Here is a 21,192-nt window from a genome sequence, read left to right on the forward strand (position 1 = left end):
ACCACGCGTCGAAACCGACACGCTCGCCACCAACCCAGATCGACCGGGCCCACAGAGGCGGCGCCCACGACGACGGTCCTGGACGCCGCCTCGCCCTGCGTCCTTGACAAACCGGCGTACATATTAGGTCGTCCGCAGAACGTGCGGACGACCTAACGCTTCCGACGACATCCACACGCTTCGTCTACTGCCTTGCGTCCTACCCATTTCAAGGGTGAGCAATAGCTGACGGTCGCGGTCATTCACATGCGAGCTGTTACCGCTTCCAGCCGAGGAGGCGAAACGGGCTGAGCGCCGTTCTGCGTTCACCAAGTCCGTTTTGGCCAAGGCCAAAACGAACTTCAACGGCGGAGAAGAGCGTACAGCTGACTTTCGTCAGCCGGCGCCTTTCGGCCGCACCCACGAGCGTTCCTCGCGGCCCGCCGCCGATGTTGTAGATCCCGGCCAGCGGTGGGGATTCGGCGCCGAGAAGGTTATGGAATCCCGAAATCCGGTCGGTTCTTGGGCCGATAGGCGATAGCAGGGAGGCGAGATGACGGGGCCCGACCATGGAACTCCGGCCTACTTGTATCCGTCGAACTCCTCACCCACCTTGATGTTGGGGTATTCCTTCACGCTTTTCTCATACTCCCCGATGAGCCCGAGAAACGGCGAAAACATCCAGGCGTTGGTCAAATTGGTCCACCAGAGATTCATGTCCTCGTGCGGATCGCTGCTGAGGTCGTACATCATCGGAAACTGCGGTGTGACGAAGCCGCTTTGGATGGCGGGCAGGTCCTCGGTGTAACGGAGGATCATCTTGTAGTACTTCCACTTGACCGACATCAGCTCGCCGTCCGGCCCGAAGAACAGGTAGCTGTCGCGACCGGTCTTGTCGCTCTTGCCCAGCATGAAGGCCGAGGCGTCGACGCCATCGATCGGTCGATCCCGGGGTACGAGCTCCGATGCACCCACCATCCCGGCCAGCGTCGGCAACCAGTCCACGGCAGCGAGCGTTTGCGCCGTGACGACACCCGCCGGGATCGCACCCGGCCAGCGGATCATGGCTGATACTCGCATGCTCCCCTCGAACGGCGTGTTGAAGAAGTTGCCGCGCCAGGGTCCGTTGGAACCTGGCCCCACGTGTGGCAGTGCCCCACCGCCAGCGTTGTCGCTGCTGAGGACGATGATCGTGTTGTCCTCGATGCCCGCCGCCTTGACGGCGTCCACGATCTGGCCCACGCGGTCGTCCATCTCGGCGAGACAGTCGGCGTAGACGCCACTGCGCGCGGTCGACGTGTTGGCGTAATTCGGGTTCGCGATCATCGGCGGGTGCATCTGGGAGTAGCCGAGGTAGACGAAGAACGGTTTCTTCGCCGCTGCGTTCTTCTTGATGAACTCGACCGTCTTCGGGACCAGGTACTTCTCGTCCACGATCGGCCGCACGTCCAGGTCGAGCGGCATCGCCGGCGTGGACTGCTCGCCCTTTCTTCCCTCCCAGATCATGGGCGCCGGCAGGCCGAGCTCCTGGTACAGGGGCCACGCCGTGTAGCCCGCCTCGTCCCAGCTGTCCTTGATGCCCCACCATTCGTCGAAACCCTGATCGGTCGGCAGGCGTCCCTCGGTGTTGCCCAGGTGCCACTTCCCGTACAAGGCGGTGGCATAGCCGGCCTCTGAGAGGAGGTCGGCGATCGTGTACTCCCACGGCGCCATCCCGGACATGCCCTCGCCGGGCCACGAAAGCTTGTAGGTCCCCGAACGGACCGGATGCCGCCCGGTCATGATGGCCGAGCGGGTGGGGGTGCACTGGGCCTCGACGTTGTAGTCGTTGAAGCGAATACCCTCGCTGGCAAGCTTGTCGATTCGGGGCGTGGGCGTCGTTCCGCCGTACACCCCGAAATCCCCCCAGCCGACGTTGTCCACCAGGATGAAGACGACGTTCGGTTTGACCTGATCGTTCATCACACCGGCCCCTTCCGTGTGCGGCTACCGCCACCGCTCTCGGCCCATCAAACGCAGCCGTGGCAGGCGGGACGGTCGGCGAACCGGAGCAGGCCGAGCAGGCGAGCCGGGGAGAATTCGACTCCGTAGCCGCTACGGTAACGTCCCCAAGGCGCTCGCCACCGGGGTTTGAACATCTCACCCTCCCCGGGTGATCGGCCGCGGTGCCATGCTGCACATTCCCGACGACCTCACCCGGAGGCGCTACCAAGCGATCTGGACCTCACTGGGCACGCTCCGGCACTATGCCGTCACTGTCATCCAGATGAAGGCGGTTGACGCTCGATACCACCGTCATTCAAGGTTCGATGAGCAGGTTGAGTTCATCTATCGAGTGTTGCCGCCCGCGTGACAACCCAGGTCTCTAGCTGCGGGTCTTCAGTGTGACCATGGACAAAACGGACACCGCTACTCGTTTGATCGGTGTGGTCCACGCGAGTGCAGTCGGGGGTTGAGCGTGCAGCCGACTTCTGAAACTGGCAACCAGTTCGTCACGGGTAGCGGTGTCCAGGTCGACTCTGATCTCGCTCATCACCACACCCCGATTTCGATCAGCCAGCGAAAGAACGGATCGAGGTGTATCAACCACGGAAACCAGAAGACCCAGTCCATCACACACCTCCTTCCGCAAGTTTCGGATCGGGACGGTGGATGTACACGTCGTCATGCAGGATGCACGACTGGTGTGAGACCGTCAGCGGGTTCTGTCCCGGTGCCCATGCCGGCAGAGTCACTGTTGCGAACCAAATGACCGCGTCATTGATTGGTCCACTCCAAGGTGTGATGAGTACTCCTGGTCCTCCCGACCTGCATCAACTATCGCTGACAGTGGGAGCGCCGTTACCAGCGAAGCGGCCCCGATGAAATCGCGAGGGCAGCATGCTACCCAGCCTGGTTGAGGAGGCGAAACGGGCTCAACGGCGTTCTGCGGTCACCAGGGTCCGTTTTGGCCATGGCCATACCGGAAACCTGCAGCACAAACATCCGCAGCGCTCGCGCGAAAGAGCCTCGACGAGCACGGTCGCCGATTCAATCTTCGCCCGGGATTCCGTCACAGCATGCGCCGTGGAGTCAGCGGTCCAGAAGAAGTTGCGCAGGCTCTCGACGTCCTTGGCGTTGATGCGTTCGAAAGCCCACTGGACGAGTTGCGCGTTAGAGACGTCGTTCGGCGGGGCGATAGGGGTCGAGATAGGGCTGGGATCGGGCATCTCTACTCCATGCACGTTGTATTCGGCAAGTTCGCTAGCGCCGGGCACGGGGCACGGGGCACGGCCGCGATACAACACGTGGATACTTCTCGTATGGATCTCGGTGCCGAGCCGGCCACCCTGCCGGACGATCCCATTGATCAGTTCGCCGCAGTCGTTGAGTTACTGGTCCAGGGCGAGAACGACCGCGCGCTGGCGGCGATTCTGGCGTTGGATCTCGGTGAGATCGAAGCGGTCCGCAGGAAGCGAGCAGCTGATGTCGCCGCATGTCGGATAGTCGTACGGACCCGTACGGCGCCAGCGATCAGAGAGAACCGCGCGCGCTCCGCGGCAGGTTCGTGCGTCTCTACCAACCAGGGGAGGTCTTCGGGCCAGAGGCTAACCAGTCCTTCGGCGGGCCGCTCGTTCGACGTTGCGCTTGAGCACGGCCAACATTCGTGCCTGCATGATCCAGACAACCGGGGGAAAGAGCCAGTAGGAGACGAATCGTTCAAGCCATCGAGGGCGGAAGACTTGATAACCGCCGATCACGAGACGTGTTCGCCCGCCAGGCAACTCATTCAACAGGAAGCCCCAGAGTCCTTCCGTGTAGGCCGACGGCCGTGGCAGCGCGGGATCAAGGCTACGGCCTCGTAGATCGCTCAACCCACGCAGTCCCAGGAATCGATTCGGTTCAAGCGCTGCAACCTCCCAAGCGTCCACCGGGCCGTGGCGGCGTGTCCAGTACTTCACGTGGTCGCCGAGGGCGATGTCCTGCCACTCAGGGTGGACGCTTTGAGCACTCGGGCGACCAGCGTTGTCGAGGTGGTCCCAGGAGTACCATCCCCCACGATCCCCACCCAACTGTACGAGCCACGGCCAGACCTGTTCTGGCGGCGCGTCGATCGTGACGGCCATCGTCGCGCCCCTCTCACCGTCGGGGACCAGGTCGGCACCGGGATACGGCCCCGCAACTTCCTCATCGGTCGCGCCCCAGCGCATGAGCCGAGGGCACACCCAGGCTCTATAGACGACGGCTGCCGCTGCCGTCCCGGCCACACCTGTGATTTTGCGTCCGAATGTCATACGACAAGCATCGGAGGTTCTGCACCGCCTCACAAGAGACCAACGTAACGGGCGCTGTGCCCCCCTCGGCGACCCGGCCGCAGCCCGACAGGAGTGGACATAAGCAGCGTAGATCCGTCGGAGCAGCGCCATCAGCCCGAGCTGCTCGGCTACAGCTACCGGGTAAACAACGGACGAAACGGACATTGGGTGAGTGACGCCCGTGCTGTCCTGGCTCGGTGCATCTGATGTCGACTCAGTGAATCTGCTGTCGGCGGCGGTCAAACTGATGCCCGGCGCAGTGGATCTGATGCGGAGTTCCCTGACCAGCGCTCCGATGGCGCGTGCTGCGTTACCAGGAGAATCGCGGCAACAGGCCGCCGTTCCGTGTGCATCAGATTGGTTGAGTCACGCGCGAAGAGGCCGACGCAGCCGGATCCACTGCCGCGGCCGACGCAGGCGAAACGGGCTGAGCGCCGTTCTGCGGTTCTCGGGTCCGTTTTAGCCAACGCCATACCGGCCAGACCAAGCTGTTCAGCGCGGTTGCCAGCAATTACTCGGCCTGTCGTTACGGGATGCTGTTGCAGGTTACTCGGAAGTTTGTGAAGTCCCCGTTGGCAAAGGTGTAGTGAAACAGAGAGCGCTCGGTTAGCTGAGTGCCGTCGGAGAACGACCATTTGACCAGTAGCGGACCTGAGCTGGTTTCGGCCGGACCGCTGGTAAGCCCACCAACGCTGGCTCCGGTGGCGGTGACGGTGGGCAGGCCCGGGTCGATGGGCACCCCTGTCACCGACACTGTGTACCGGAGGTTGACGCGCTGAACGCCTGCACTCGTGTCGACAGTGCGAACCGAGAAGTTGAAGGTCTCGGTGAGGTTGTATAGCGGCCCGTCCGAGCAGTATGAGGCGGGTCCGACACGGTCAGAGGTATCGGTGAAGGTGTCGTTCGGTGACCACCGCCGGCGCTGCCTGTGCAGGTAGGGCTGCCGCGGCGGTGGGCAGGAGAATCAGGGCCGCCATCGGGAGCGAGCGAGCAAGGATGCGAAGGGAATTGCGGATACCGGAAACGGACTTCATGGTGCCTCCTCGGGGCGCAAGTGAATCCGCACCGATCTTCCCACTCCATGGACTGCTCGGGACCGGAATCTCCTTTCAACAAAGGAGAATTCACGAGTTTAATGGGATCACCAGCGCCTATGACAGGGGGCTGATCCGGAGCAGTAGCTGACGATCGCGGCCGCTCCGGCAGCTGTTACCGAATCCGGCCGACGAGGCAAGACGGACTGAGCGCCGCTCTGCGGTCACCAGGGTCCGTTTTGGCCACCGTTATACCGGCACACCCGAGATCGGCGCTCCTCGGCGAACCTGTGGCTGGTGAATCAGCCTCAATCCGTTCGGTTTAGATGTCCGCTTGGAAATTCCGTTATGACGCGCTGGGTAACGAACGATGCGAGATGGCGGACTGTACCGCTACCGAAACTGGCAGTGGTCGCTCACGTGACCTTGTCGAGGATCCCGAGCAGCTCGGCCAATAGCTGGTCTGCGCGGTCTTCGATGTCGTCGAGAAGGTCGGTGACATCGCTCAGGCCCTGATGGGCGTCGCGGCGGGCCTCGATTCCCCGTTCGTAGTAGCGCGGGTCGAGGGAATGGTCCGATTCGATCGGCGGTGTGGTGGGCGCCGATGCCGACCGTGCCCGTCGTTGCGGAATGGTGTGTGCGGGTGTCCTGCCGGACAGGTGGGCCTGGGTGATGGTGGTGATAGCGCGTGCGGTCAGGGGCGCCGGGATGAGCGGAGTATGGCCCCAGCGGTTGATCGATGTCAGCAGCGGTCTGTCATCGGGTTGGTAGGCGGCGTCGAAGCCGGAGAGGTCGCCGCCGGCTTTGAAGTGGTCGGCGAGAGGGCGAGTGGCGCCGTGGTTGCGGTCGAGGAATCCAAGGACCTCCGTCCACCTCCGATAGATCGTTGCCACTGCGATTTCGGGTGAGTCGAGGGCGGCGGGAAGGACGATCCGGTCACCGATGACGGTGAGGCGCAAGGAGACAGGGTTGTCGCCCGTGACGGTGACGTCCCGTCGGCGTAGCCGGGCGATCTGTTCGAAACCCACTCCGGCTGCGGCCAGGACGAGGATGAGGGCGTCGCGTCGGCCGAACAACCCGGCTGGCCAGCCGGTGACCGGAACCTGGGTAATCCGCGGAGCGACGAGGGCCGAGAGGCGTTCGAGCCGAGCAGCTCGTGCGGTGTTGAGGGCGCGGCGGATCTCTTCGCTGCTGCCGGGGGCGGGGTGTCCCTGACGGCGGTGGGCGGTGTTGATCACGCTGACCCGGCGTCGTTGGGTGGCCGGCGCGGGGTTGTCGTGCAGGAATCGAGCCAGTTGATGCGGGGTGGCGGGTGTCGATGGCTGGTTGGTCGCGGCGCACCAGTCGGCGAACAGCGCCCACACATGCTGATCCCGGGCAGAGAGGCGGAACGATGGAGCACCGGCGCCGGGTGTGGTGGCGTACATCGTCAAAGTCCGAGGATGGTGACGGCGTTCCCGACCAGCGGGGTGCGTTCACGGGCGTAGACCTCGACCATTTCCGGTGTGGTGTGCCCGGTTTGACGCATGATTGCGTGCGCGTGGGCGCCGTTGCGGAAGGCCTGGGTGACGAAACCGGCGCGCAGCGAGTGTCCGCCGAGCTGGTTCACCAGGGCGGCGTCGTAGCCGGCTTGTTCGGCGCGGCGGCGGATCGCCTTGTGCACCGCCGCCCCGGACAGCGCGGTCTCGGACAGGTTGCCGTTCTTGCGGATCGACCGGAACAGCGGCGTCCGCGATCCGGTGCGTGGGACTGCACCCCGGCAGACGTGCGCGTCGAACGGCTCGGCGGTGGTGAGGATCCGGATCACGCCGGGGCGGCCGCGGCTGTCGAACGCGGCCACGACCTGCGCCCACCGCACATATGCGCAGGGCGGGCAACTGTCGTGGCGGTCGGTGAACGGTAACGCGCGGACGGTGCCGACGCCTTCCTGATCGGTCTTCGACCGGCGCAACCGAACGTGGACACCGTCGTGCCGGTCCACGCTCACGTCGCGCCATCCAGGCCGACCAGTTCGCTGCGCCGGAAGGCACCGGCGAACCCCATCAGAATCAGCGCACTGTCGCGGCGTTCGAGCACCGCGCCGGCCCACCCGGTCACCGCGTTCCGGGCGGCGGTGGTGATGGTGACGATGTCCGCAGTCAGCAGGGCGGCCCGCGGGTTGCGGGGCCGGTCCCCCACTGCGGCGTAGTCACGGCGGATGCCGGACAAGGTGGCGCGCACGATCTCCTGCCCGGTCGGGGACTCGTGGCCGGTGCGGTGGTGGTGATGGGCGATCGCCGCCACCCATTTAGTCAAGGTGGCCGGTGCATACACCCGGATACCGTCCGGGCCGATGAGGTCGGCAGCGTCGACGAGGTAGGCGGCCACTGTCGCCGCGTGCGCCGGCAACGGGGCATGTCCGTGGGCGGTGCACCACCGCTCGAACCGCCGCCACGCCGACGCGTACGTGCGGCGGGTGCCCTCGGACCGGGACTCGGCGACCGACCGTCCGATCCGCGCCGCCACCGCCTCCGGCAGATCCGGAAACACCGCCGCGGCCCCGGTAACAGCAGCCGCGGGCAGCTCACGAGGACGTAGGCCCTGGTCGATCGTCATACCGAGCACGCTATCGGCACCCTCCGACAACGAGCTCGACGCGAAACCCACGCTGAGGTGCGGTTTCCCGGGAGACGGTGCGGGAAGAGGAATTCTCGTCACCCACCGCGCACAAACCTGAAGTGAGCCGTTGGGCGCCATGAGAGAGCTCATGAGACCGGCTCAGCGCCACCCGTCAAGAAGCCTCATTGTCCGCAATGTTCCCCAGGATCCTGACAAGATAGTGAGAATCCCGCACTGACACGGTGCTGAGAAATCACAGGTCAATTCGGCCAACAACTGACAAGTCGGGCGCGAACCTACAGCCTAGATGTCCTGTCCTCTGCCAGTTGACCCGAGGCATCGCCATCGCATTCGAGGCAAGCGCGGGACTTCCGCCACCGAGATGAGGCATCCCATGATGTGACCTGCACGTTTGGCGGGAATTCGGCGCACCGTCCGGTGGACGGGTACCTCAACAATGTGGCAGAAAATCAGCCAGCCGCTCCGCCGCATTGTTGAGGCAACCCAGGTCAACGACCGCTCGCGCCCGCCTCAAAATGGCGATGGACATGTCCTCTGCCATGTGTCGACACGCGGGTTGTCCAATTGCCAGTCCTTCTGTCCAATCGCGCCTACCGCTTGTCGAACCCAGCGCTTACGACGATCGGCCCGTCGACGGTGGTCAGCCATCGCGACAGCAACAGTGCCTGCTCGACCTTCCTCAGTTTCCAATTCACCCCGGGCGGGGCGTGATAGGACACCACGGTGAGCGGTGCATCCCCTTAAGCTCGGCGCCTTCGTTCGTCACGCTCAACCGCGGCCAGGAATTGCTCATACTGCGTCTGTTCTTCAACCCGCGCGCGTATATGCCATGGATGACGACACAGCTCCGGATCCCGAAAATGCGGTAGGAGAAGCAGCAGCGGCCAGATGAAGCATGCCCAGAAGGCACTACTGAACACACTCTCCCCATATATTCGGCCTCGAACGCCATGCCTCCTTCGATACCATCGCCTCGAGACCGGAATACCGATAAAGAAATAGACCAAAGCGGAAATAAACAGAGCGAAGATTTCCACGAAAACCTCCAATGGGAAATTCTAAGTTTTGCAAGAAAAATATCCGGCATAGTGATTCGAGCTGCGTAAACTAGAACCAGGATTTAGTCTTCTCTTGCCATTTTCCGTCGTGGGTCCCGCACATAAATCCTGTTCCATCGCATTTTCTACAGACTTTCCCTTTAACTCCTTTGCAGATTGAACATTCGTATGCCGCTCTCCCACACCAGCAAATGTTCGTCATTTTGCACTCCTTATCGCGCGCATATTGCGCTAATATTACTGGAGATATGCAGCTAGGCACGCATTTTCCTATTACGCATCTACTTATCGGTAGAGTGATGCGATTGGTTCGTTAATTTAGAGAGGTAGCACGAAGCGATTAACCGCCACTCCGAGTACTAGACCGGTCGGTTTCATTGTCCTCCACCCCATCAGCAAAGTCACCGATGATTAGCTAACGGAACGAGGTGCTCGCAGTCTGCGTCCTTCGATCGCCCTCGTACTCATGGTGAAAGCCAGAGTGGCCGGTTTTCCACTGCACTCCGCGATCGCGCCGCCCGGATCACCGAATTGGAACCTGATCAGCGACCCCCGCCGCGATTGATGCGGATCTACGCCACGCCCAGGTGGCCACGGTCAAGGTCTGCGCCGATGCCCACAAGAGCCTGACCAGGTCTTCGAAGTGACCGCGTTTACCTCGTCGATCAGCGAGGCACCCACAGCGAAGGACTGACACATCCCCAGGCTGACCCGGTTCGCCGACGTTTGAACCCACCGGCCCTTCAACGGCACCGCGACGTGCAGTTTCCCAGCGAACGCACTGATGACCTCGTAGCACGCGCCCATTTGCTACTACTCCCAGCAAAGCCCTGGACCGTTCCCTATTAGACACACGAATCACCCGTGACACTGTCCTCGCGTGCGAGGACGATCAATGTAGGAAACCAACCAGTCTTGCTGTCACGGTCAGGACTGCAGGTGCGAGCCTGAAACAGGTCTTCGTTTTGGTTGGGACTGCGGAACCTCGGAGAAGGCACATGGTGAACATCGCCTACGACGACGCAAGGAAGTGGCTACGCGAGGAGCAGGCCGGAGGCGCAGACGGCCGTCGAACACGCTCATCGAACCGAAAACTGGCGGCAACCAACTTCTCAGCAGCTACAAGATCGCCAGCAGATACTGCGCGCGGACAATGTTGCGCCAAACGATCCTTCAAGAACGTTGTAGACAATGGGCTTCTTCGACAACGCCCGTAAGACGCGGCTGCAGCAGGAATTGGCGACCGGACCGATCCGGCCGTCGCGGGAATGGTTCAGGCAGTTAGCAGGTGAGGTCCCGGAGTTCGGGGATCTGGCAGACCAAATCATCGCCGCCTCGGGGCAGCCGCGAGAATTTGTGGACCACGCTGTGTTGACCGAGATGCTCAAGTTAAAGGCCGAGTTGTGGCTGCGACGAGCCGCCGATGCCATGCAAGGTCGGCATCCGCGGATTACGTGGAGCAACATCGAGATCGTATTGAATCGACCTGACTATTCCGGTCGACTGCTGTCGGAATTCTTGAGTACGGGCGGTACGACGGGAAGCGCGATCAACAATAAGTTGATCGAGTACCTGATGGAAGACGTCTTCGCGGAGCTCGTCCCCGAAGTTCGGTCTGGCAAGACACTCAGAAAAGTGGCTCCACACCGGCCTGCACTGCCATCGCCTCCGCAAGCCACCTCAACCCCAATAGCGGAACCCACCGACCCTGCCAGCGCGATCGTTTCCGGGGGCAACGATTCGGTGGCGCAGTACCGTGAGAGTCGTGTTGCCGCCCTGCAGGAACTGCTCAACGCGTGCTTGCAGGATCGCAAGGACCCCGCGGTAGAAGCTGGTCATCTCATCTCTCAGCTGCGGGAACTGTACTTTTTCTCTGCTGATATGCGCAGCCTCGTCGAGTATGTGATCAACCTGAGTACCGGCGCCGCAATCTCGGATTGGGCGACGCAAAAGGGGCCCATCGCGGAGTCGCCGTGGAGTCGAATTGGTGATGCACTCAAAGCCGTTCTGGACGAACCACCGCTGTACGAACGGAACTGGTCACAGGGATTGATCGAGCCCCAGTTCGCTCAAGCGATCACCGGTTCGATCGATCTCGCAGCATGCGCGCGACATGTCCAGAAAGCCTCATCACGGCGCGACCACATCGATGCCGCGCTCCTGATCGGTGGCACGACGATGATCTTCCGTCACCTGTGCCAGCACTACTTCGCGGCCCTGAAAACTCCGGGAGCGGATCGCCTGGTTGACATCTTCGACACGATACTGCGGCGTGACGACCTCGCCATGGACATGTTCCCGGCCGCACTCACCTATTTCGGATCCGATGGACTATCAGTTCGCAACCAAATCGCCACCGAAGTCGAGGAGATCCGCGACGAGCTGCTCACACGCGCCGACCGCGGACTCTTCGACGCCCCGACCACCGCCGCCGAACGAACACCAACCGCTGCCACCGAGAGTGCGAGTCAGGCACTCGATGACACACCGGTGGAGGTCGCACCTTCGCCGCCGACTGCAAGACGTTCGGTTAAGACACGGATTCCGGCGGTGTCGCAGCCTGTGCCTAACCGAAGATGGCCTGGGCTGCTTGCACTATTGGGGGTTATTGCGGTGGCAATACTCATCGCTGCAACCGTTGCAGTCTTCAATAGAAACGATGCGTCGAGATCTAGCACGAATGCGTACGGTCGCGACAAACCTGCCGCTACCGACTTGACAGCCGGCGACTGCAGTTCACCGCCAAGCTACGAAGCGCAGCGGTTTACAGTCGAGGGCGAGCAGCTCACCGCCACAATTCGCGTCCGCTCACTGTGTTCAGACGGCGATATTCTCGCCAGCGGCTCAACACAGGTCACAATCCAGGACGGCTACAGCACCGTCGCTGCGGGTATCTTCGATCTAGCAATGTCGCCGATCGCCATCCCGCCATCAGGTGCGTACCTTGACCAGCGCTTTGCTTTTCCAGTCGGCACATACTGGCGACTGCCTGGCACTCTGAACAGGATGAGCGACCTCGCGATCAACGTCGTGGAATTAGGTCAATCGTCGGCCCCTATGGAAATCCCTGCGAGCCAAACCAACACTGCGTCCCGAGTCGCCGTTATCGGTGCGCCTCCCATCGTCGACGCGGAGTCCGCCGCCATTGAAGGGTTGAAGGCCCAAGCAGACGCCGATGCTGCATTAGTTTCCTCCGCTATAGCAGACCGCTGGATCCCGCAGATCAGCTCGAAGCGAGTCGGTCTCGTGGCTGACGGAATAACGTGGACCAACGCCGATATTTTGCGTGAGCACATGCAACTCCGTAAACAGTTCCCGCTGGCCGTGCTTACATGGAGTGGCAATTGGTCCACTTATTCGAGCCCGGACTTCTGGGTGACATCCGTGGGGTTGGCATTTCCTGATTCTACGAGTGCACTCGACTGGTGCGTTGCGAATGAGTTCGATAGAGACCACTGCTACGCACACATCATCAGTAACTCCCGCGGGCCACAAGGCACGTCTGCGTACTTGAATTGAGCACCGTTGAGTTTCAATCCACGCGTAAAACTGTAATCCACCGGCGACTACTCGGAAGCGTCCGCTGCCGTTCCTGCCGGGCACCATCGGGCTGATCACCGGCCGCGCCAGCGCCGCCGAGCACGACGTCAATGGCGTTCGGCATCGCCGATCCCCCAATCCACAAGGCATTCCCGCCGAGATTCCTCGGCGGCAGCTTGGTCACGGGTCGAACGAGCCGCGGTGTCCGCGGGGCCGGAGAGGCGCGGCCGCCGCGTCGCCATGCGGCATCGCACGGGACACCGGCCGCTGGCCCATCCGCACCGTCACTGACTCCTAACGCCGCCGACTTCACTGCCAGGGCAGAAAAATTGCGCTGAACTGCGGAGATCCACTAGACGGTACGTAGATGTTCTTCTACAGCAGTCACCCCGCACAAATCATGAGTGACACGGACCAGTCTTCAGAACGACCAGGATTCGCATTGGCTGGCATGTCCGTCCCACCGTCGGTGACCGGTCTCGCGCCTTCTGCAAATCTCTGACCTGGTGCTGCAGGTGCGTCAGTCGGTGCCACCGGCCGGGAGCCGGCGTGCTGCGGTGGCGATCTCCTCGGCGTAGCGGGGCTCGAAGGTGGGTGTCAGGCCCACTGCGGCCCAGTAGTCCTTTTCGGGGTGGGCGGAGCCGATGAGGCCGCCGGCGATGCAGGCGATGGAGTCCGAGTCGCCGTTGCTGGTGGCCGCCCAGGCGAGCCCCTCCGGCCCGGTCAGGGCGGCGGCCGCGGGATCATTGTCGGTGGTGGCGCGGTCGGCGACCAGCAGGGCCAGGGCGACCGCGCTGGCCGACTCCCACCCTTCACCGATCCCGGCACAGGGGTCCCCGAATTCGGCCGGCGGCAGATGGCGGAGCTGTTCGAGGCGGCCCGCCGCGGCGGTGAGGATGTCCGTGGTTCCGTCGTTCAGTCCGTCTACCAGGTAGGACGACACGTCCCCGGTGATCGGGGCGAGGACATCCCGCAGGTACGGATCCATGGTCCAGCCACTTGTGCCGTTGTAGATCTGCGCAGCCCCGGTCAGGGCGTGCTCGAGGAACCGGCCGCAGTACTCGGGGGCGTGGCGAGTGGCGTCGGCAAGCAACAACGCGGGCACCACGGCTCGCGGGTGCTTGTGGGTAATCACGGCCTGAAGAGCGGTCAGGCCCAACAAATACTGCTGCGGCGCGAAGGCGGTGGGGACCAGGCGCATCACGGCCCCGCAGCCGGCGGATTCGACGGCGCCGTGGGTCTCGTACCAGCAGGCGCCGGCGCGCAGGTTGTGCAGCGACGTCATGCAGGTGCGGCCCGGCGCCCGGGTATTGTCGGGGTCGACCTGCCACAGCAGGAACTGCCGGGTGATCGCGTCGGTGACGGCTTCGATGTCGGCGAAGTCGGTGACCTCGGCCAGAGCCCAATGAAGGGCAAGAGTCATCTGGGTGTCGTCGGAGATCGTCCACCACTGACCTGCGGGTGGGGTGACCGGGTAGGCGGGCATCTGTGTGTAGCTGGTGAATTCGACCTGGTATCCCCAGGCGTCGCCGGCGGCCAGTCCGGTCAGGGCGTTTCCGTAGCGGGCGAGCAGTGCGGTGTCGCTGCCGGCGGTGGGTGCGGTCATGGGGTCTCCCCACGGGAGAGGGCGACGGCCGCGGAGCGGATGGTGACGATGTCCATCAGGACGAGGTCGGCGACGCGGCCGAGGTAGTCGGCGATTGCGTCGGGGGTCATGCCTTCGTCGAGGTGCCGGCGGATCTCGTCGAGTTGCTCGTCGTTGAGTGCGGCCATGGTGATGGTCCTTCCCTCGTCGCCCCTCTTTCGGGAGGGGACGTGTCATTTTAGCTGGTAGAGAGTGGGTTACGCGGCCTTGGTCGCGCCACCGCCGGTGCCGCCGTCGGCTTCGGCGACCAGGTCTTCGACGACCATGTACACCGTCGGCCGGCCGCTGATGCCGTGATGGTCGACCTTCACACAGCGCAGGTTGGTGCCCATCAGGAGCACGACCTCATCTTCGGAGGAGTAGCTCGAGATCGACTTGACCGGAAGCCCGTCCCGGGTGCGGACGACCATCGTGTACGGCGGGTGGCCGGCGAATGCGTTCGCAGTGCCGTGATTGGTGGAAGAGCTGGTCACCTTGGCGATCTGCATGTGGGAACCGACCGTGAAGGCGGCGTCGATGTATTCCTCGGTGCTGCCCATCCATCCGCTCGGCCCCTTTAGCTTTTTTTAGCGTTGCCCAGGGACAGGCACCACACGCAAGGCGGGCCGGTTACCGTCTGTCGGTATGGGGACCACCTTCCACGGGCCAAGTCCATGGCCGCACATCACCCGCGCCATCCGCACCCGCGGCGCCCGGTACGCCGCGATCGGCTACCTCGGCCAGGACGCACCCGAGCTGCTCCCGCTGCGCGCCGGGGACGTCCTGGTCGTCAACGCCTCCAGGGCCGCGGTCCGGACACACGCCACCTCCCCCGCCGCCCTCGCGTACTACCTGAACAAGGGGGTGCGGGTGCTGTCGTCGCCGACCCTGCACGCCAAAGTGATCGCGACCAACACCCGGGCGGTGATCGGGTCGGCAAACGCGTCGGAAAACTCCACCCTCGCCGACGACGCTGTCGTCATCACCGACGACCCCGAGATCATCGCCGGTGTCCGTGAGTTCATCGACAGCCTCGACGAGATCACCGAAGTCGATCAGGTGTTCCTTGACGACGCGATCCTCGAGTGGGAGATCGGCCGCGCCGTCCCACTGCCCGGGGTCACCGGCAGGGTTCGCACCGAGACCGATTTCCTGCCGACGCCCGTGACCCGGATGTTCGTCAAACACGCCGTCGACTACGAACCCACCCGCACCGAACAACACGTCCTCGACGAACTGCGGGGCCGGCACCACAGCCGCGGCGGCCCGGCGGCGAAGTACCAGCTCGAATCGCTTCGCCTCGACAAGCCCAGCGGGGTGAGACGGGGCGACGTGATCATCTTCGTCTCCGCCGATGACGAGTGGATTTACGCGCCGGCTGTCGTGGTGTCCGACCCCATGAAGATCCCACGGTCCGGTAGAGCGGTTCTGTACTTCCTGCGCCTGCGCACCGGCCTGTCACCGCTCCCCCTCCCAGGCGCCGAGAAGGCGCTGACCGATCTCGGGCACCCCGGGTCACGGCTGCGGACCGACCACTACGTCCGCTCCCCTGGCCTTAGGTCCGCGTTGTTGGGGTTGTGGGACCTGTGATCCCTCAGCGAGCCTCTGGCAGTGTGAGAGTCAGCTGCCTTGGTGGATCCACCCAGAGCTCGCGTTGGTTTGCCGCGACCACTGGCAGGCGGGGCTGCCCTACCGTCGGAACCGCGCCGTCGGAGGTCTCGCAGAGCAGCACGTGGCTCAACAAACTCATTCGACATGTCAGCTCCAGACACTTCCCGCTCATCGGTGCGGACTACCGATCACCGCTCCTCGCTCGCCCCTCGCTGGGCGGCGGACCTGGTGACAACACCGAGAACAATGTTGCACAGCAGCACCAGACCCACTGCAACGCCGACGGTCGCAGCCCACGGCACGCCGAGCGGAGTTGTCAACGTTGCGGACCCGGCTGCGACGATCGCGGGCGCCCCGCATCCGATCGCGATGCGGGGTCGCGGGGCGGTGCCCCGACGGGCTGCGGTGCACCACCGCGGCCGTGAGGACAGCGAGGACAGCCGCCAGGACGATTATCCCGAACAGGTACCTATCCGCATGGGACCCCGGTGATATCGGCGTAGGTCATCTCATTCCCTTCTCGTGCTGTCGGCATGGCCCCCGTAACCAGACCCCGCGCTCGCGTGGCGGCGGGGTGCGCTCAGTGCAGTACGCGGGCAGCGAAGTCCAGCGATTCGGGCATCGAGGCGGTGAGGGTGTGGGCATGGTCCGTTCCGGAAAGCTGCTGATACTCGACGTAGACACCGCCGGAACGCATTTCGGCGAGTTGTGCCCAGGTCAGCGGGATTGGAACCTTTGTGTCGGTGAGGCTGTGCACGACCCGGATAGGTCGGTCGAATCCGCTGGTGGGGACATGCTGCATCTGGTCGAGCACACCGCGTAGATCCGGGGAGTCGAGTGGGGTGGTGAACAGCTCCGCGACGGTGACCGGGTGGGTGCGCAGATATTCGTTCAGGTCGTTGCTGCAGGTTCCCTTGGCCTTTTCCATCAGCCCGATTCCAGTGGGGGTCAGATGTTGGCGGATGTCGAGTTCCGGGCGGCCGTCGTCGAGTCCGGCGAGGGTGTAGAGCACGTAGTGGGCGATCCCGGCGACCGGCACGGAAGGGAAGTTCGGTCCGGCCAGCGGGAAGAGCTGGTCGAGGTGGGTGGGGGCGGCGACGACGATTGCGCCGCGGAAGTCGAGTTCGGGTGTGCGGGTGGTGGCCTGGTGGGCGGCGAAGTAGCTGGCGTGACCGCCTTGCGACAGGCCGGTGACGATCCACCGGTCGCTGAGTTGGTCGCCGTAGAGTTGGTGGGCGGCGCGGACGATGTCAACGGCGTTGGCGCCGGCTGCGGGTCCGTCGGTGTACGCATTGACTCCGTCGGTGCCGATCCCGGCGTAGTCGGTGGCCGCGACCGCATATCCGGCGGCGAGCCACTGTTCGATGAATTCCCGTTCGACGTCACTGGATCCGGTGACCGACGGTGCACACTCGTCGTCGATTCCGACATTGCCATGCGCGTAGGACACGACGGGCCATCCACCGGCAGGTGGTGCGCCCTGCGGCAGGAACACCGATCCGGTGGACTCACCGGCGTCGGTCGCGGTACGCAAGGTGGAATAGCGGATGACAGCGCTGGTATCCGCGGCACCGACTGGGAGAACCGCAGCGGTGACAGGCTGCTCGGCGAGCAACGCGCCCGCCGGGTGCATGTCGTCAGGCAGGGCGGCGGCGGGTGCGGCAGTGAGAACTATCCCGCCTATGCACACGGCGACAGCCAGTACGGACCGTTGCCTCAGACGTGTGCCTCTTGGCGAGCCCGCGAACAGTGACATCGACGATCCCCTCCGATGAACTCCGTGCCCGTTCCCCGACGAACACGATGCGGATCGTACCGATCGATCAGATGTCCACACCCACCAGTCCGGCACACGATGAGACGACGAGTGCTGGATTGTCTCCACTCCTCATGCCATCCAGTCTCGACGCAGCACCGCGAGAAAGCTGCTCGAAGGTGTGTGGTCACTCATGACTCGCCCCGGTCGAGAATGTCGAGTGGACGCGGTTGCGGTGGCTGATTCCCCACCGGCCGGCTTCGAGGTCGTGAAGGAGGTCGCAGCACCGCTCATCGGTGCTCACGTCGCAGCTCTGCCCGATCACGTTGACCGGGCCGCAGATTCCGTTCCGCCAGTCGATGACCGTGTAGACGAAGTCACCTGTGGTGGCGGAGTCGCGTTGGCGGGTGCAGAGGACGAAGTGCTCCGAGATTGCGCGTACGGTGTAGGGGCGGCGGGGTTCGATGCCGAAGCGGATCCGGTCGCCGGGGTGGAGTGGGGTCGGGGTGGTGGGTGATCCCTTGGCGTTCATCAGTGTCACCGCGCACCCCCGGCTGCGAACCTGCCTTCGGAGAGTGCCGTCCGCTGATTGTCGGCGAGCGTGTTGCGGTCGATGGCGCCGCGGCCCAACCCTTCTGGCCGGAGCCCGACGTGGAAGCGGTCGCCGTCCTGGTCTTGGTGTGGGCAGGGGTAGATCGACAGGCCCTGACGCTTTTCGTGATGGGTGCGTGCTGCGCGGGCATCCTTGCGTGTGAAGTAGGTGCGTTTGCCGCAGTGCGGGCAGGTCACCCAACAGGATGTGGGGCGGTGTACTCGAGCGGCCAATTTTCCGGTGCTCCTCTTCGACTTCGGACGCGGTCGGATCGTCAGACGGCACGGCTGATCTGCAGGTTCAGCCAATCCGAGACCCACTGGATGGCGTTGCGACCGGCGTTGTCGACGACCAAGTTCTGGTAGCTCTGGTGTGCACCGGAGGCGAAGAAGCTGGCCGCGTTCAGGCCCTCCCCGACTACCGCGGCGAGATCCTCGGCCCCCTGCGGCACGCCCTGTGGCCGGGGGCTGGCTGCGGAGGTTCATGCGCGGAATGGGATCACGCACGTTCTCCACCCTGTGCCCCTCCATCCACTCTGTCCATCCGAGCGGCCCGTCCGTCCGTTCCGTCCGTCACGCGCCTCCATCGCCCGCCCCCGCCCCCGCCCTCCACGCCACCGCGCGCACCGCAGCGTCGAGGGCAGTGGAACCGTCCGCCGAACCTGAGGCTGTCGAGACTATCGACGTACATAATCGCCCTGCACCGAGCCCCGCACCCCCGCCACGACAGCACGCGATTCCTCGGCGCCATCCGCCGCGACGGTCGCAACCGCATCCGCCGCAGACGACGTCGTCGACCCCGGCGATCCGCCCTTGGGAATAACCTGCACTCATGGCCGCACGCAAGACCACCCAGCGACGCTCCAGCCCCAGACGAGCCAGCGCCAAGCCCCTGATACCCACCCCGGGGCACGGGGAGCAGATCTGGATCCTCGACGTCCCGTACCGGGCATCCGCGCCCGGTGCCAAGTACTACAAAGCGCTCAAAGCACATGCCTACATCGGCGCTCAATTGCCCGACGAACTCACCGTCTACGCGTCGAAACCGTACTCGTACAGCCGCTGGGTCGAAGAAGACCTCAACGGCGTGCGGCAACCGGGCGCCACTGGCTTCCACAAGACACCGCGGCCCGAACAGGTTGACGCCGCCAAGGCGATCGCGACGGCCTTTCACCACGGCAAGCGCGGATTCCTGTTGGCCGACGAGCCCGGTGTAGGCAAGACCGGCAGCGCAATCATCGGCGCGAAAGCCGCGCTGAAATTAGGGGGCGGCGACACCGCACTCATCACCGTCGACCGGCCAGCCCAGATCACCATCGCCGCATGGCGCGACGCCCTCGCCGCGTTCGGCGACGGAGGCTATCGGTGGCTGATCATCTCCCCGGACCAACTCAAGAAGTTGCTCGGACGCAACGGCCAACCGAAGTACTTTTTCTCCCTCATCATCAATGACGAGGCACAGCAATTCAGGCACCTCACCGCCCAGCGCACCCAATACCAGCGGCGCATCAACCGCCTCTCCGCATCACCAGAGAAGGCGCCCTTTGTTATCACCGTGACAGCGACGCCGGGTCATCACCCAGGCGAATACACCTACCTGTCTTCGCTTTTCGCGCAACTGCACGATGACCCGCCGGGCGAGTGGGCCGATCTCGGTAAGAAACTGGTCGAGCATGGACTTCCCCTGGCTCCCGGGTGGGACAAGAGCAAATGGGACTGGAACGACCAAGCAAGAGGTTCTCAGCGGCTGCAGCATCAGGCCGTCACCCGCGTCCGGAAATGGATGACCGAATCCGACCCGCCCGTCATGACGCATCGCGACGCACCCTGCGGGCCGCCACCTATCGACGGCCTGCCACTCGACTTCACCGCCACACAATGGGCTGCATACCACCAGGACTGGAGTGAGTTCCGGAGCGCGATGAGGATCGCCCGCCAGGGGAACGACACCGCCCGCGGCCGTGCCGCTCTGATGCGGTTCCGGCAGAAGGCAGGCATGCTGCGAGCCCCGCAGACCGCCGAGTTGGTAGCCGCACACGTCGAACGCGGCTACCAGGTACTCGTCGCCGTCGAATTGGTCACCACGGCCGCCGACCCGGTAGCCAACCTCTTGGAGGAGCACGGCATTGGCGTCTCGCGCATCTTCGGCGGGGGCGATCTCGAGACGGAGCGCATGAGATTTCAGCGCGGCCACAACCCGGTCGTGGTGTTCAACACCGCATCTGCGATCAATCTGCAGGCGTCCGAGTTGATGGTCGACGGTTCCCGCGCCTCATCGGCACGTCGCATCGGGTTCTTCCACCAGCCTCGCTACTCCGGAATTGCCGCACGCCAAACGATGGGTCGTGCGCATCGCGACGGGCAGGTTTGCTCATGGTCACTCCTGTTCGCCGCCGGAACGGTGGAGGAGCACGCGGCTCGGATCATGATCAATCGGCTCATGGTGACGTCAGCCAGTGTCGATGGCGATCTCGGCGCGTTTGGGAAGCTCGCGCGGCTGTTCGACGCAGACTGGCTTTCCGAAAGCATGTTCGAGTAGGAATGATGCCTGGACCAGGGGCTCCTGCAATCGAGAGTGAGCGGATGTACATATCCCCCGCAAGTGTGCTCATAGTTGAGTGTCCGCCTTGGTGGGCAGAAGACGCGCATGCTGAACTCCCAGAGTCGCTGCACGTACATTCGGGACTGCCCCCACCCTGGTTGACACACGGGGTGTGTACTTTCAGGCCGCGTGTGCGGTCTGATGGAGCGTCTCATATTCGACGGGTGTCAGTCGACCGAGCCCGCGTTGCCGGCGCCGCCGGTGGTAGGTCGTCTCGATCCACCCGACGATCGCCAACCGTAGTTCCTCACGGCTGCTCCAGCGGCGACGGTCGAGGACATTGCGTTGCAGCAACGCGAAGAACGATTCCATCGCGGCGTTGTCACCACATTGACCGGCTAATCGCGGCCCAGTTGGTGCCGATCGAGGTCAGAATGGTTCATCGTCGGGGCGGTGGATTGCGGCGAAGGCGGCGCAGTTGTTCTTCGTGTTTGGTGACGGTGGCGGCGAGCGCCTCGACCACGGTGCGAAGGTGCGCGACCT

At 63.8% G+C, this 21,192-nt stretch carries 16 protein-coding genes and 2 pseudogenes; 4 read left to right on the plus strand and 14 right to left on the minus strand.

Annotated features, from left to right (window positions below; all coding sequences use genetic code 11):
- Positions 1 to 561: 561 nt before the first annotated feature.
- Positions 562 to 1,941: an arylsulfatase gene (locus HGB39_RS36300; RefSeq protein ID WP_081276504.1), complete on the minus strand. Its 1,380-nt coding sequence runs from the start codon at positions 1,939 to 1,941 to the stop codon at positions 562 to 564.
- Between the two features lie 190 nt (positions 1,942 to 2,131).
- On the opposite strand from HGB39_RS36300, the gene HGB39_RS36305 reads away from it, so the two are divergent.
- Positions 2,132 to 2,332 (plus strand): hypothetical protein, encoded by a 201-nt coding sequence (locus tag HGB39_RS36305; RefSeq protein ID WP_005571994.1) that lies wholly within the window; start codon positions 2,132 to 2,134, stop codon positions 2,330 to 2,332.
- 562 nt (positions 2,333 to 2,894) lie between these two features.
- Here the strand turns inward: HGB39_RS36305 and HGB39_RS39330 are convergent.
- The 5 genes and pseudogenes from HGB39_RS39330 to HGB39_RS36330 form a co-directional block, all read right to left on the minus strand.
- A complete protein-coding gene (locus HGB39_RS39330; RefSeq protein WP_247607600.1) occupies positions 2,895 to 3,188 on the minus strand; it encodes a hypothetical protein in 294 nt (97 codons plus the stop codon).
- A gap of 378 nt (positions 3,189 to 3,566) precedes the next feature.
- Positions 3,567 to 4,085 (minus strand): hypothetical protein, encoded by a 519-nt coding sequence (locus tag HGB39_RS36315; RefSeq protein ID WP_247607601.1) that lies wholly within the window; start codon positions 4,083 to 4,085, stop codon positions 3,567 to 3,569.
- A gap of 1,067 nt (positions 4,086 to 5,152) precedes the next feature.
- The gene (locus HGB39_RS39335; RefSeq protein WP_247607602.1) at positions 5,153 to 5,308 is read right to left on the minus strand and encodes a hypothetical protein; all 156 of its coding nucleotides are present in this window, start codon (positions 5,306 to 5,308) and stop codon (positions 5,153 to 5,155) included.
- 416 nt (positions 5,309 to 5,724) lie between these two features.
- The gene (locus tag HGB39_RS36325) at positions 5,725 to 6,735 is read right to left on the minus strand and encodes a hypothetical protein (RefSeq protein WP_005571992.1); all 1,011 of its coding nucleotides are present in this window, start codon (positions 6,733 to 6,735) and stop codon (positions 5,725 to 5,727) included.
- A gap of 2 nt (positions 6,736 to 6,737) precedes the next feature.
- A pseudogene (locus tag HGB39_RS36330) lies at positions 6,738 to 7,903 on the minus strand (site-specific integrase).
- A gap of 2,273 nt (positions 7,904 to 10,176) precedes the next feature.
- On the opposite strand from HGB39_RS36330, the gene HGB39_RS36335 reads away from it, so the two are divergent.
- The gene (locus HGB39_RS36335) at positions 10,177 to 12,504 is read left to right on the plus strand and encodes a hypothetical protein (protein ID WP_005574141.1); all 2,328 of its coding nucleotides are present in this window, start codon (positions 10,177 to 10,179) and stop codon (positions 12,502 to 12,504) included.
- Between the two features lie 541 nt (positions 12,505 to 13,045).
- Here HGB39_RS36335 and HGB39_RS36340 read toward each other — a convergent pair.
- The 3 genes from HGB39_RS36340 to HGB39_RS36350 form a co-directional block, all read right to left on the minus strand.
- Positions 13,046 to 14,131, minus strand: a complete 1,086-nt coding sequence (locus HGB39_RS36340; protein WP_005574143.1) for an ADP-ribosylglycohydrolase family protein — start codon at positions 14,129 to 14,131, stop codon at positions 13,046 to 13,048.
- Positions 14,128 to 14,298 (minus strand): helix-turn-helix domain-containing protein, encoded by a 171-nt coding sequence (locus HGB39_RS36345; protein WP_168442998.1) that lies wholly within the window; start codon positions 14,296 to 14,298, stop codon positions 14,128 to 14,130. The genes HGB39_RS36340 and HGB39_RS36345 overlap by 4 nt, the downstream gene beginning before the upstream one ends.
- Before the next feature lie 69 nt (positions 14,299 to 14,367).
- Positions 14,368 to 14,709: a hypothetical protein gene (locus tag HGB39_RS36350; RefSeq protein ID WP_064080181.1), complete on the minus strand. Its 342-nt coding sequence runs from the start codon at positions 14,707 to 14,709 to the stop codon at positions 14,368 to 14,370.
- An 85-nt stretch (positions 14,710 to 14,794) separates the two neighbouring features.
- Here HGB39_RS36350 and HGB39_RS36355 point away from each other — a divergent pair, with 85 nt between their 5' ends.
- A complete protein-coding gene (locus tag HGB39_RS36355; protein WP_064080180.1) occupies positions 14,795 to 15,739 on the plus strand; it encodes a phospholipase D family protein in 945 nt (314 codons plus the stop codon).
- A gap of 601 nt (positions 15,740 to 16,340) precedes the next feature.
- Here the strand turns inward: HGB39_RS36355 and HGB39_RS36360 are convergent.
- The 4 genes from HGB39_RS36360 to HGB39_RS36375 all read right to left on the minus strand — a co-directional run bounded on the left by HGB39_RS36360 (position 16,341) and on the right by HGB39_RS36375 (position 18,559).
- Positions 16,341 to 17,516 carry an alpha/beta hydrolase family protein gene (locus HGB39_RS36360; RefSeq protein WP_064080179.1) on the minus strand — a complete coding sequence of 392 codons (1,176 nt, stop codon included), beginning with the start codon at positions 17,514 to 17,516 and terminating at the stop codon, positions 16,341 to 16,343.
- Positions 17,517 to 17,703: 187 nt separating this feature from the next.
- Positions 17,704 to 18,048 carry a hypothetical protein gene (locus HGB39_RS36365; RefSeq protein ID WP_247607603.1) on the minus strand — a complete coding sequence of 115 codons (345 nt, stop codon included), beginning with the start codon at positions 18,046 to 18,048 and terminating at the stop codon, positions 17,704 to 17,706.
- 5 nt (positions 18,049 to 18,053) lie between these two features.
- Positions 18,054 to 18,305, minus strand: coding sequence for a hypothetical protein (locus HGB39_RS36370; protein ID WP_064081062.1), 252 nt, complete (start codon positions 18,303 to 18,305; stop codon positions 18,054 to 18,056).
- Between the two features lie 77 nt (positions 18,306 to 18,382).
- Positions 18,383 to 18,559: a hypothetical protein gene (locus HGB39_RS36375; RefSeq protein WP_168442997.1), complete on the minus strand. Its 177-nt coding sequence runs from the start codon at positions 18,557 to 18,559 to the stop codon at positions 18,383 to 18,385.
- 380 nt (positions 18,560 to 18,939) lie between these two features.
- On the opposite strand from HGB39_RS36375, the gene HGB39_RS36380 reads away from it, so the two are divergent.
- Complete coding sequence (locus HGB39_RS36380; RefSeq protein WP_064081055.1) at positions 18,940 to 20,646, plus strand: DEAD/DEAH box helicase; 1,707 nt, start codon at positions 18,940 to 18,942, stop codon at positions 20,644 to 20,646.
- 183 nt (positions 20,647 to 20,829) lie between these two features.
- On the opposite strand, the pseudogene HGB39_RS36385 reads toward HGB39_RS36380, so the two are convergent.
- Positions 20,830 to 21,045 (minus strand): annotated as a pseudogene (locus HGB39_RS36385) (integrase core domain-containing protein); the annotation flags it as partial.
- Positions 21,046 to 21,192 lie beyond the last annotated feature (147 nt).

It is taken from the genome of Rhodococcus opacus (genome assembly GCF_012396235.1).
Lineage (GTDB): Bacteria > Actinomycetota > Actinomycetes > Mycobacteriales > Mycobacteriaceae > Rhodococcus_F > Rhodococcus_F opacus.

Bases quoted from the DNA above. Each gene is read 5' to 3' on its own strand.
- HGB39_RS36340 (WP_005574143.1), bottom strand. From the start codon at position 14,131: ATGACCGCACCCACCGCCGGCAGCGACACCGCACTGCTCGCCCGCTAC.
- HGB39_RS39330 (WP_247607600.1), bottom strand. From the start codon at position 3,188: ATGCCCGATCCCAGCCCTATCTCGACCCCTATCGCCCCGCCGAACGAC.
- HGB39_RS39335 (WP_247607602.1), bottom strand. From the start codon at position 5,308: ATGAAGTCCGTTTCCGGTATCCGCAATTCCCTTCGCATCCTTGCTCGC.
- HGB39_RS36365 (WP_247607603.1), bottom strand. From the start codon at position 18,048: ATGAACGCCAAGGGATCACCCACCACCCCGACCCCACTCCACCCCGGC.
- HGB39_RS36360 (WP_064080179.1), bottom strand. From the start codon at position 17,516: ATGTCACTGTTCGCGGGCTCGCCAAGAGGCACACGTCTGAGGCAACGG.
- HGB39_RS36350 (WP_064080181.1), bottom strand. From the start codon at position 14,709: ATGGGCAGCACCGAGGAATACATCGACGCCGCCTTCACGGTCGGTTCC.
- HGB39_RS36380 (WP_064081055.1), top strand. From the start codon at position 18,940: ATGGCCGCACGCAAGACCACCCAGCGACGCTCCAGCCCCAGACGAGCC.
- HGB39_RS36315 (WP_247607601.1), bottom strand. From the start codon at position 4,085: ATGGCCGTCACGATCGACGCGCCGCCAGAACAGGTCTGGCCGTGGCTC.
- HGB39_RS36345 (WP_168442998.1), bottom strand. From the start codon at position 14,298: ATGGCCGCACTCAACGACGAGCAACTCGACGAGATCCGCCGGCACCTC.
- HGB39_RS36335 (WP_005574141.1), top strand. From the start codon at position 10,177: ATGGGCTTCTTCGACAACGCCCGTAAGACGCGGCTGCAGCAGGAATTG.
- HGB39_RS36325 (WP_005571992.1), bottom strand. From the start codon at position 6,735: ATGTACGCCACCACACCCGGCGCCGGTGCTCCATCGTTCCGCCTCTCT.
- HGB39_RS36355 (WP_064080180.1), top strand. From the start codon at position 14,795: ATGGGGACCACCTTCCACGGGCCAAGTCCATGGCCGCACATCACCCGC.
- HGB39_RS36300 (WP_081276504.1), bottom strand. From the start codon at position 1,941: ATGAACGATCAGGTCAAACCGAACGTCGTCTTCATCCTGGTGGACAAC.